This window comes from Psychroserpens luteus (assembly GCF_015319355.1).
GTDB lineage: Bacteria > Bacteroidota > Bacteroidia > Flavobacteriales > Flavobacteriaceae > Psychroserpens > Psychroserpens luteus.
Genome location: NZ_JADILU010000003.1, coordinates 541,465 through 553,559, shown reverse-complemented (window position 1 = coordinate 553,559; position 12,095 = coordinate 541,465). Strand labels below are relative to the sequence as shown.

7 protein-coding genes are annotated in these 12,095 nt (G+C 31.8%); 2 read left to right on the top strand and 5 right to left on the bottom strand.

Going from position 1 to position 12,095, the window contains the following annotated elements; all coding sequences use genetic code 11:
• Window positions 1-40 precede the first annotated feature (40 nt).
• Window positions 41-964 carry a serine hydrolase gene (locus tag IM744_RS09380; RefSeq protein ID WP_194507870.1) on the top strand — a complete coding sequence of 308 codons (924 nt, stop codon included), beginning with the start codon at window positions 41-43 and terminating at the stop codon, window positions 962-964.
• A gap of 130 nt (window positions 965-1,094) precedes the next feature.
• Window positions 1,095-3,926 carry an Npt1/Npt2 family nucleotide transporter gene (locus IM744_RS09375; protein WP_194507869.1) on the top strand — a complete coding sequence of 944 codons (2,832 nt, stop codon included), beginning with the start codon at window positions 1,095-1,097 and terminating at the stop codon, window positions 3,924-3,926.
• Window positions 3,927-4,037: 111 nt separating this feature from the next.
• Here IM744_RS09375 and IM744_RS09370 read toward each other — a convergent pair whose 3' ends face one another.
• The 5 genes from IM744_RS09370 to IM744_RS09350 all read right to left on the bottom strand — a co-directional run bounded on the left by IM744_RS09370 (window position 4,038) and on the right by IM744_RS09350 (window position 12,063).
• Entirely contained in the window at window positions 4,038-5,354 is a 1,317-nt protein-coding gene (locus IM744_RS09370; protein WP_194507868.1) for a serine hydrolase, read from the bottom strand.
• A gap of 13 nt (window positions 5,355-5,367) precedes the next feature.
• Complete coding sequence (locus IM744_RS09365; RefSeq protein WP_194507867.1) at window positions 5,368-8,274, bottom strand: PEP/pyruvate-binding domain-containing protein; 2,907 nt, start codon at window positions 8,272-8,274, stop codon at window positions 5,368-5,370.
• A 136-nt stretch (window positions 8,275-8,410) separates the two neighbouring features.
• Window positions 8,411-9,499, bottom strand: coding sequence for an amidohydrolase family protein (locus tag IM744_RS09360; RefSeq protein WP_194507866.1), 1,089 nt, complete (start codon window positions 9,497-9,499; stop codon window positions 8,411-8,413).
• 317 nt (window positions 9,500-9,816) lie between these two features.
• Window positions 9,817-10,263 (bottom strand): DinB family protein, encoded by a 447-nt coding sequence (locus tag IM744_RS09355; protein WP_194507865.1) that lies wholly within the window; start codon window positions 10,261-10,263, stop codon window positions 9,817-9,819.
• Between the two features lie 30 nt (window positions 10,264-10,293).
• On the bottom strand, window positions 10,294-12,063 hold the full coding sequence (locus IM744_RS09350; RefSeq protein WP_194507864.1) for an ABC transporter ATP-binding protein: 1,770 nt from the start codon (window positions 12,061-12,063) through the stop codon (window positions 10,294-10,296).
• Window positions 12,064-12,095 lie beyond the last annotated feature (32 nt).

Sequence of the window (12,095 nt, the reverse complement as noted above, 5' to 3'; positions counted from 1 at the left end):
TATTCGATAATTTTGACTAATTTATAATAACTTAAAATTGATGAAAAACAAAATTGTATTTACAGTATTATTATTTGTAGTCTCTACTTTTCTTTTTGGTCAAAATGGACTTCCAATTAAAATTGATGATTCCAAAATTAAACCACTTTCGACTTTAGTTGACCCACAATTACAAGCTGATTTAGAAAAGGAAATTAATAAAAACCCACATTGGAAATCTTTGATAGCACAAAAAAAGATGTCGGTTGGAATCGTAGACTTAAGTAATCCTAATCAGGTAAAATTTGCTAACATAAATGGTAATCACATGATGTATGCAGCAAGTTTACCTAAGATTGCTATACTTCTAACAGCAATGGATGCTATTGAAAAAGGTGAACTTAAAGAAACGAGTGAAGTAAAAAAAGACATGCGTCTTATGATCAGTAAATCTAACAATGCTGCATCAACTAGAATGATAGATAGAGTTGGTTATGATAAATTAGAAGCTGTTATGACAGATCCTAAGTACATGTTTTATGATGAAGATCATGGAGGTGGACTTTGGGTAGGAAAACGTTATGGAGGCGGTGGAGACACTAATAGAGAACCTCTTAAAAACTTAAGTCATGCTGCAACTGTAAATCAAGTATGTCGCTACTATTATTTATTAGCTAATGGCAAATTAGTTAATAGAAAACGTTCTGCACAAATGCTTAAAATAATGGGTAATCCAGAATTGCATCACAAGTTCGTAAATACTGTTGAGCAAATCGCACCAGAAGCAGATTTATACAGAAAATCTGGATCTTGGAGAAGTTATCACTCAGATTCAATACTTGTTTGGGGAAAAGACATAAATAGACGTTATATATTAGTGGCTTTAATAGATGATGCTAATGGTGAACAAATTATTAGAAGTCTTGTAAAACCAATTGAAACAGCTTTAACGAAAAGCAAAGGAAACAGCTTTGTTTCTAATTAAAATTAGCTATCCGTTTAATACTAAAAATAGGTTAATTTAGATATTGAAAATAAAGCCTTTTAGGCTAAACAACTAATATGCATATTAAGTATTTTTGTTTCTTTTAGTTAACTAACATTAAAACACCTACATGTCTATTAAGAAGGCTCTTAAACAAAATGTCTTAAAAGTTTTTGATATAAAAGCAGAAGAGTTAAATAAAACCCTTCTGCTTCAGTTTAATATTTTCATCTTAATCACTACATTATTAATTGTTAAACCTACAGTTAATTCTCTTTTTCTTTCTGAATTAAGCTCTGATGCTTTACCATTAGGATATGTTTTCACTGCTATTATGGCAATAATTGGATCCTATTTTTATGATAAAGCACTAGAGAAATATCATTTAAATATTATTATTGACAGAACATTAATTGGATCTGTAATTTCTTTAATACTGTTTGGTATAGGTCTAAACTTTAATTTAATTAATGGTTTTTTATTATACATACCTTACGTTTGGGTAGCCATTTTTGGCTTGCTTACTGCTTCTCAATTTTGGATTTTAGCCAACCTCGTTTACAATGTTAGAGAAGCTAAACGTGTTTTTGGATTTATAGGTGCTGGAGCAATAGCTGGCGGAATTTTTGGCGGATACTTAACATCTTTACTCACCTCTTTTATAAATACAGAAGATTTGCTTTTTGTTGCAGCTTTACTTCTAATGATATGTATTGTAATAACCAGGTTTATTTGGAAAACAGAAGTTATTAAATTAAATCCTTTTCAAGTCTCTTTTAGAAGTAGCCCGAAAGGAGATTCTCCTTTAAAATTAATTAGAGAGTCTAAGCTTTTAAGTTTAATAGCATTAGTCATTGGTATTAGTGTTTTAGTTGCAAAATTAGTAGACTATCAATATAGTGATTATGCTTTTAGACTCATAGATAACCAAGATGAGCTTACCTCCTTTTTTGGATTTTGGTTTTCTACTTTAAGTGTTATTTCATTAATCATTCAATTATTTTTAACTAAACGTATTGTTGGAACTTTTGGAGTTGGAAAATCACTCTTATGGTTACCTACAGGAATTCTAGTTGGTTCTTTCCTATTACTTTTAATTCCTCAATTATGGGTTGTAGTATTTATTAAAATTGTTGATGGGAGTTTAAAACAATCTGTTAACAAAGCAGCTACAGAATTATTATCCATACCAATACCTATTGATATTAAAAAGAAAACAAAAACCTTTACAGATGTTGTTGTTGATAGTATTGCTACAGGAATTGCTGGTTTTATTTTAATCTTTTTTATTAACGGATTAGATATTTCTTCAACTTATATAAGTATTATCATTATTGTTTTAATCGTGATTTGGATTACACTTATTTACTTTTTGAGAAAAGAATATATCGTTGCATTCAAAGACTTGCTAGAAATATCTAACAATAAAAAAAGTAAACATTTAAAAGAGGAAATTAAAGTAACTTCAATTATAGATTCGGTACAAAGGGTATTTAATAATGGAACCGAAAATCAAATTATAAATATGCTTACAAAAACTCTTGAGGTAAAAGATGAACGTTTTTTTAAAGGCATTAAAAACCTTTTAAACCATCCTTCTCCTCGAGTGAAATCTTTAGCAATAGAAAATTTATACTTTCTTAAAACCGAAAACTTGTCCTCACAAATAGAAAACATGGTTTATGATGAAGACCAAAATGTTACTACGTCGGCTTTTAGATACTTATTAAAAAACTACAAGCAAAATACCATCGTTTTATTTGAAAAATATATTAATAGTGATGATAATACGATTAGTAATGCTGCGCTATTAGGTTTATCACTAGAGCTAAGAAATAATCAATTGCTTCAAAATAAATTCAATTTAGAACAAAAAATAGAAGTCGCTCTGACTAAATATTCAGAATTAACAAATGATGAATTTAAAAGCAATACCATAAAAGCTATTTTAGAAAGTATTGGAAATGCAAAAATAAGCGCTTATTACAATGTCATTAAAACTCAATTACTCTCTAAAGATATTGAGGTGGTAAAAACTGCAATAATTAGTGCATCAAAAACCTTAGATCCAGACTTTATAGATTTAATAATTTCACATTTATCACAAAAAGAAACCAGAGCTGTTGCTGTTGATGCTCTCTATTATTATGGCGAACCCGTTATTGATTTATTATACAATAAAATCATAAAAGAAACTATTGATTTTGAAGACGCTGCCTATATTATATTGGCGATTGAAAAGTTTAAATCTCAAAGAGCAATCAATACATTAATTCTATTAACTAATGACACAGAGCATACTGTAAAAGTAGAAGCTATTGAAGCCTTAAAACGCTTAAAATGGAAATATCCAAACTTAAAAATTAAAGACCGTTTTATTGTAGATAAAATTCTAGACGAATGTCAATTATATCAAAACACATTAGCTGTAATTCATACTCAAATTGTACTTCAATATAAAAAGAAAGCACTAGCTACCGAATCTAAAGACGAAAATGAAGCTAGAAATGGATTAATACATTTATTAGAACAACGTTTGGATAGACAGCTTCAACGTATTTTTAGATTTTTAGGCATAAAATATCCACCAAACGATGTAGATCCTATTTTAAATACCATCATTAATGGTAAAGAAGAACAGCGTATTCATGCCATTGAGTTTCTAGACAATATACTTAATAGCCAACTTAAAAAAGAGTTGATTCCTGTGGCAGAATCCATATTATTAGATTCCAATTCCGAAGAAAAAATAAAGAAACTAAATCTTAAGGTTTTAAGTGAATTAGAATGTTACAATGAATTATTAAAGCGTAAAGACGTAAAATTAAAATTTGCAGTATTATATCTTATTGAAAAATCTAATACTGCAAATTATAAACCACTTTTAGAAATGGTTTTAATTAATGAAACCAATAAAAAAATTAGAGCTAACACTGAATTTCTTTTACGGACTATTTCTTAATTAATATATCAATTAGTTATATTAAACTCCTATTGATCTATTGCTAAGTTAGCATAACAATAATCATTAAATTGTTATAAATGTTGTGTCCCAAAAAGGAAACAATATTAGTTAATTATCGGTTTCGTCTTTATCACTTTTATACTCAACTTCTTTAATCGTTTCTTTCATTGCATTATTATCTTTATTGATAATATCATCAATCATACTCGCTAAATACATGTGGTTTCCTGCGGAATTCTTATTCAACACATTAGTCATCAAACACGTAATGTACTTAACACCATTAGGATGCTCAACAATAATTACTGAGTTCATATAGTTGAATACATTTCCTGCATAATCCTTACAATTAGGATTTTTAACTCGATCACATTTGTAATAACTCCCAGATTTATAATATACAGCTGCACTATCTAATCGAGTAGATTTAGCGTATCTAATTCTACGATCTGTAGAATACATAAGACGTTTCATTTCTAGACTTGATTCTTTGTCAACAACTTTTCCTTGCTCTAATTGCACTAAAAATTTCATTAATCCTTTTGGTGTTCCTGTGCTTCCTCCTTTTCGTCCAACATACTTATCTGGAGTTCTTGTGAACATACCACCTAATCGCCAATCATCTTCTGTAATTCCTAAGCGTCGTAAGGGATCATTGACAACAGAATGCGCTAAATTAGTTAATGAATCTCTTGGAGTATCTTTAAAATATTGTTCAGATGTTTCCGCAGTCAAATTCACATATTCGGGACCAAAAGCTGCCATTAACATCGCCTCACGGTACATAATACTTGCTGCGCCATTATTACTCACAGAAACCATGTGATCTAACCATTCGTAAATTGAAAACTCATCACTAGCAATAACTTGCCTTTTTGTGAGCTTATCTTTTTCAATATCATAAATTGGAATGGTATGATGATCTCCTAATCCCCAATATCTAGAGGTCACTTTAATGTCTCTCAAGTACATAGCACGTTGTTCCCAAGAATCTGGACAAACCTTAGCCATTTGATCAAAAACAGCTAGCAAAACCGCTAGTTTACCTACACTTCCTGGTTGATAGCCTACATCTTCTCTAAATGCTGCATAACGCAATTTATCTGGGTTTGACATATCCATGATACTTCCAGAATATCCTGCACCTGGCAACAGTTTTGCCATATCTTTAGCAAAGTCTTTATCCTCAACTAAAAGCGCATCAATACTATCTGTCCTTGATGCCAAGTTTAATTTGATGTCTTCTAATTTTTTATAAGCGCCAAAAGGAATTCTTTTATAAGGCACATTATCTTCTTGGAATTTCTGTAATTGATACAGTCGTTTTATTCCAGTTGTTTTATAACCATCAATTGGATAATAAGATGTAAAACCAAAAGACAATAATGCTCCTGAAATTATTATTAAATAAAATATCTTTTTCATGTAAATACGTTTATTACAATTTCGTTTTTAGCATAACCAACTCATTAACATCATTCTGTGAAGAAATAGATGCTAAATAATCTGAACTTTTTGCCTGTTTATTCTCAACAAACGGTCGTATTTGAAACAACCATAATTTATTGTCCTTAAACCCAAACTCTACGTCATAGGCTTGTTTTCCAGAATCGGAATGAGAACTCATTGATGTTCTAATCGCACTCGCTAATTCTCTAATATCTTTTATATTACCATCATTTAAAATTGGAGATTCAAAAGGTGTTGTGTAGCCTTTTGTTCCGCCAGATGTTGGTAGTCTGATGTAATCTGGTTGCCTTGCTGGAGATAACAATACGTTTCCTTTCGCAGTGATTAAACGTGTCTCTGCAGACTGTCCATCTACTGCTCCACCTGCTCCACGACTAAACGCAACCGTTAAATCATCATCGTTTCCAGAGTTGATTCCTTTTGTAATCATCACACCAGAATAATCCACATCCACACTTGGGATAATCAATATTGATGGAAATACATTCTCAGGATTCGACAAAAATTTCTGTCTCCATTTAAAGCTACGCTCTGTATAAGCCGAAGCCCAAACACGTTTAATCCCTTCAATAATTTTATGGTCTTCTTTGATATTAAAAAGTGTCAAATTCAATCCAGCTCCAGTAAATTCTTTCAAATCTTCCATATTGGTGTCACTCCTCAAAAACACAGGAACGTCTCCCATAGATGCACCAAAAACCGATTTGAAATTAGATTTCATATCTGCCACAAATGCAGCATCTAGATTGATATCTAACATCGCTTTATGTAATTTAGCCAAAGCTTCCAATTGAAATGCTTCTATTTTTTCTTCGGAAATATGATCACTTTTCATCTGGTCTGCTTCATCAAAAGTGTTATTAAGAAACTCCCAATACGATGCGTTTGCTCCAGGCATTTGCTGATCCATATGAGATCTAAAAATTCCGAAGGGAATAATTAAACCTTCTACCACTTGCTCAGGAAACATCTTTTTCAACTCACCTAAATTGGCTGCTTTTGGTCCGCAAAGTTTTCCTGAATCACTAGCATCAACATCTCTCATGTTTACAATAGTCTTTACATCTAACTTAATTTGAGCGGTTGGCACTTCAACGACATTCTTGCTACGTTCTTTTTTACTGAACAGTTCCTTTTCCGAAGCAGACATCTCATCCTCTACTTTTAAAATCACATTCCCTTTATTTGAAACTGCATAAAATACTTGCTGACCACTAAATTGTTTTAGCGCTTTCAAATTATCATAAGACAATGCAGCGTTTGGAATTCCTAAATTTCTCGCTAATAATTGCACGTGAGAGACTAAATTACCTTCCGATACGGTCATAATTCCAGCGATAGGTTTTAAGTCTGCAGGAGGTTTTTCAAAAATGTATATATTTTTAGTGTTGACTTCTACAGCATCCGGATTTCCATCAACAACAATCAATGTTCCGTAAGCATAACCAGGATTCAAACCTCTAACAGACGTTTGATTATCAATAGCCATGATCTTATTTTCAATATTTGAAAGTTTAGACACAAAAGCACCTAAATCACTCACTGTATTTCCAAGATTTAGTGCAACACTACTTCTAACACGATCGTCAATAAACCCATAAGCCATTGGCTCAAAAGTGGTGTATTTATCTACAATTTCTTGATAATTTGCTTTTACCATTGACGCACTCCATTCTACAACACCTCTTGAGGTTACCAACAAATCATTCAAGTCGGAAATGCTGATTCTAACATTAACCAATTGATCAGAAATCACATTTTCAATGGCATTATATTCCCAATTTTCAATTAAACCAGTTCCTACAGAAGCACAAATCAACGTATTGATTTTATTAAGGTTTTGTGATAATGTTGGTGTCTCCCAGTTTTGAGATTCTATTAATAATTTTTGCTCTAAACGATTTGACAAATCAAGAAGTGATAAACGTGTTTTAGAGCTACTTATCTTATTAATATCTAATCTAATTTGATACAATACATTAGTAATATCTGCGACTATTTGCTCTGCAGATGGTTCATTTCTAGAAGATTCTATAAGGGTTTTAAAACTTTTTTTAATATCCTCAGTAACCGGCATTTTATTAATCTCACCTTCTAATGAAGTTAAGTTTAGAGGTGCATAAAAGGTTTCCATAGTTGCAATCAACGCTTCAAACTCTTTACGTTTTACTTCGGAAATTTTCGCGCTTTTTTCTACCATGAACGTTTTAACCAAATCAATATCAGATTTTTGTGGTTGTCCATGAATTTTAATTCTGGCATCCATAAAAGACGGAATATCTTCAGATAATGTCTTAGATTGACTACGCATTAATTGCGCTAAGTTATCATCTCCATTATGCGGAATATCCTTTAACGCTTGGCGAATTAAATAATAATGAGCATCTAATAAATCATCATCCTTTAAAATGGTTTCAAAAAACTCTTTTCCCCAAGCTTCTTCATCTTCACTTTGAATGGCTCCTCTATAATATTGAGCTTTTCTCAATACCCAACCATCATCAATACTTGTTAAATAAGCATTGATTTGGTATTGTTTTAGTCTGCTGAAATCATCATTAGCATCTAAGAAATCTTTTTGTTTGTTACTTGCTAATATTTCAGCAAAAAACAAATGATTCGTTTTGCGAAGTTTCAAGGTAGATTCTTTAAAACTGGCATGTTGGATACCTCCTATTTTATCAGGACACGGATCCTTTGGTTCACGCTCTGTACCATCATCACAAAACCATTTGATGCGCAGATATGGTCCACGTGCATCGGCCTTATAAGATTCAATAAGTGCTTTTATTTGTGCAGATGATTGTTCTTGTGCTCCAATTTCCGAAGTAAAGAAAATCAAAGCAATACTTACCAATAGGTAACATTTATTCATGGAATTACTATTCTAATTTGAATAGTAAAGATAAATTAATCTGAATTTATTAAAGTGTTCTATCAAAAAAGTTATTAGCAAAATTACAAACTGAATTTTAATTCAAAACTCTGACAATCAAACAATTAACAGTTTATTAGTTAGGAAATCTACTTTTATCCAAACCAGGAACTATTCGTAATGCATTTTTATAATAGACTTTTTTAAGTACCTCATCTGGCAAATCTAAACCATACATTGGCCAATAAGCATGATATTTTTTGTGATAAGGAAAATACTCATCTGCACTTTCTAAAACTCTAAAGTAGGTAGGGAATTCTTCTGGTTTCCAACTATCTTTTCCGAAGAGAATACGATCTTGATACTTCATAAAAAAAGCTTTTGCGAAACGTGGTTGTCTACCTAGCTCTGCTATGATGGCACCAATTCCAACATTCATATTTGGCATTTCATCAAGTAATTTACCAAGATGTCCTAAATCATTTGCAAACCAACCCATATGCGCATTGATAAAGGTTGTATTTGGATGCGCTTTAAACATATTGTGCTGCTCTTGTATGATTTGTTCCCAAGGTGCAGGATCATTAGCTTCTCGTTTGCGACGAGGATGCGTTTTTAATTCTAACCAACGTTCATTATCACCATCAAACTCATCCCAAAACGATTTAGGATCTGCTGCATGAATTAACACAGGAATTCCTAGCTCTCCACAAGTTTTCCAAATTGGGTTCAATCTAGAGTCATCAATTGCTAAACGTTTTCCATCGATATCTTTATTACGTAAACCAAGACTTTTATATACTTTGAGTCCGCGTGCTCCATTCTTAACATCTTCTTTGAGTTGTGCTACTTTTTCTTCAATCCAACCTTGTTTTCCTGCACCTTCAAAATCGATATTACAAAACACAACGAAACGGTTTGGGAAATTCTTATCAATATTTGCTACCGATTTTATGAGATCATCTCCATTTCTACCACTGAGGTTGACCATGATTCCCATATTTAAAGTATCCATAGCAGCAACTACAGGTGTCAAATCCTGAGTTGGCATTTGATATTGGTGACCATGCACGTCTATAAAAGGAAATTTTGCTTTTTTGATTATTTTTCCAGGAACAACTAATGTTGACTTAGGATTGTACTCTTCAAAAGACATGTCTTGAGAAAATGACGTGAATGACACACTAAGCAATAGTAAAGATAGAATGTAAAATTTCGTTTTCATGGTATTATATATGTTAGTATTTTTAAGTCGTAATTCTTTTACTCATTTCTCTTTCCCGATATTCTTTCTTTGCTTTTTTTTGTTTGTAATAACCAACAAAAACTAATGATAGAGGAAAAAATAAAATTATAAATATCCACTTAATAATGTTCAAGATAAAATTCATTTCCTTCTCTGTTTAGTACACTTTTTTTTACATTACTTACATCTAAATAATTTAGAAGATACATCCATAATAGTTTAAATCTAAAATTTCATTTATAGCTCTCATTTGGTAAAAAAGGTTAATCTCAAAATAGCAGAAAAGCCATCATAAACTATTCATCTAATAATCGTCTATGGTAGTTTATTTGCCCTAAGTGATATGCTAAATGTGCAGATAAATGTACTAGAAAATATTCGGTAGTCATATCATCTTCAAAAACGCGACGTTTGTATTTTTTTTGTAAATCGGCTTCAGTTAAACCTTCAAGTACAGATACGACAACATTTGTTGTTTCATCAATTTGAACAATCAATTCTGCTCTTGGTACATCTTTTAGTGAGAATTCTAATTCTCGTTGTCTTACATATCCAGAATCACCTAAAATAGTTCCAATAAAATGGTTAAGATTACTAATGAGATGTAATACTAAATTACCTGTAGAATTGGATATCATATCATTTGAAACCCAAAGATTGTCTTCCTTTTGATACGCGTTTATTTCCTCTTTTAATTTATTTAAATCTCTTCGGAATAATTTAATCAATGTCTCTGTAATCATACAATCTATTTTTAATACAGTTTAAAACTATTAAATCTTAGCTTGATAGGTGTATAAATCATAATATCTTCCTTGAGAAGCAATGAGTTCGTCATGATTTCCACGCTCTGCAATCTTACCATTTTCAATAACCAAAATTTGATCTGCTTTTCTAATCGTACTTAAACGGTGAGCAATGACAATGGTTGTTCTGTCTTTGGTTAATTGCGCTAATGATTTTTGAATTAAGGCCTCACTCTCAGTATCTAAATTAGACGTTGCTTCATCTAGAATAATAATCTTTGGATCTGCTAAAATTGCTCTAGCAATTGCAATTCTTTGTCGTTGTCCGCCAGATAACTTTACACCTCTCTCACCTATTAAAGTTTCTAAACCTTCTTCAAAACGATCTGTAAATTCATTAACGTAAGCAGCTTTTACTGCTGCTTGCAATTGTGCTTCTGTTGCATTTGGCCTAGGGAACATGATATTCTCACGAATGGTACCTTCAAACAAAAACTCATCTTGCAATACAACACCTAAATGTTTTCTAAAACTTTTTAGATTTACTTTTGATAAATCCTCTCCATCAATTGAAATCAATCCAGACTTAGGATTTAAAAACGTAGCAGATAATCCTGCAATGGTAGATTTTCCAGAACCAGAACTTCCTACCAATGCAATCACAGAACCTGATTCGGCCTTAAAGTTGATATTATGCAATACAGGTTTTCCTTCTTCGTAAGCAAAAGACACATCGTTAAATTCTATCTCACCTTTTAAGTTTTGGAGTTCTATCGTTCTATTGGTATCATCTTCTTCCGCAGTCATATTCATGAGTTCCTCTGTACGATCCAGACCTGCTAAAGCTTCGGTCAATTGACTCCCAATATTACTCATTTGCACGATTGGAGCAATCATAAATCCTAATACCAAAGTAAAAAACAGAAAATCACCAGTAGACATTTCGCCTAACATCATGTAATAACCTCCAATTCCCATAATTCCGGTTGTCGCTACTCCTATCAAAAACGTAGAAGAACTTGTCATTAATGCAGTTGCTGTTAAACTCTTTTTTACATTCTGAAATAGTCTATCTACACCTTTTTCAAATATTTTATTTTCTTGGTCTTCAGCATTAAATGCTTTTATGACTCGAACACCTGCTAAAGTTTCGGTCAAACGACCAGTAACCTCAGCATTAATTTTTCCTCTGGTTCTAAAAATAGGACGAATGTATTTGAAGGCTTTCAAGGCTATTATTCCGAAGATAGACAAAGGAATAAACACAAACAAAGTCATCCAAGCATTGAGTTTTATCAAAATAACTAAGGATACGATGGCTGTAAAACTTCCTCCAACCAATTGCACCAAACCAGTACCTATAAGGTTTCTAACACCTTCTACGTCGTTCATAATTCGTGATACTAAAGCACCAGATTTTGTGTTATCAAAAAAACTAATTGGTAAAGACAATACTTTCTTTTGAACTTGGGCACGTAATTCACTAATTAAATACTGTGCTTGTACGCTTAATATTTTTGTCAATAAAAATGATGTGACTGCTTGCACTGTAATGGCAACAATTACAATGATGATTAATGTCCATAAATCACTTGTATTACCCTTTGGTACAACATCATCCAATAAGACTTTACTTTGCCATGGCAATACAAGTCCTGATAAACTTCTTATCACAATAAGTAATAAACCAATAAACACCAATTTTCGTCTTGGCCAAATAATGGTTTTAAACGCTTGTTTTAGGGTGACTTTGGGTTTGCTTTTATCTTTAGAATCTGATGCTTGTAAATGTCTCATATATATTTTTGAAAACACAAATATACGGTTGT

Bases quoted from the DNA above. Each gene is read 5' to 3' on its own strand.
- IM744_RS09380 (WP_194507870.1), top strand. From the start codon at position 41: ATGAAAAACAAAATTGTATTTACAGTATTATTATTTGTAGTCTCTACT.
- IM744_RS09375 (WP_194507869.1), top strand. From the start codon at position 1,095: ATGTCTATTAAGAAGGCTCTTAAACAAAATGTCTTAAAAGTTTTTGAT.
- IM744_RS09370 (WP_194507868.1), bottom strand. From the start codon at position 5,354: ATGAAAAAGATATTTTATTTAATAATAATTTCAGGAGCATTATTGTCT.
- IM744_RS09365 (WP_194507867.1), bottom strand. From the start codon at position 8,274: ATGAATAAATGTTACCTATTGGTAAGTATTGCTTTGATTTTCTTTACT.
- IM744_RS09360 (WP_194507866.1), bottom strand. From the start codon at position 9,499: ATGAAAACGAAATTTTACATTCTATCTTTACTATTGCTTAGTGTGTCA.
- IM744_RS09355 (WP_194507865.1), bottom strand. From the start codon at position 10,263: ATGATTACAGAGACATTGATTAAATTATTCCGAAGAGATTTAAATAAA.
- IM744_RS09350 (WP_194507864.1), bottom strand. From the start codon at position 12,063: ATGAGACATTTACAAGCATCAGATTCTAAAGATAAAAGCAAACCCAAA.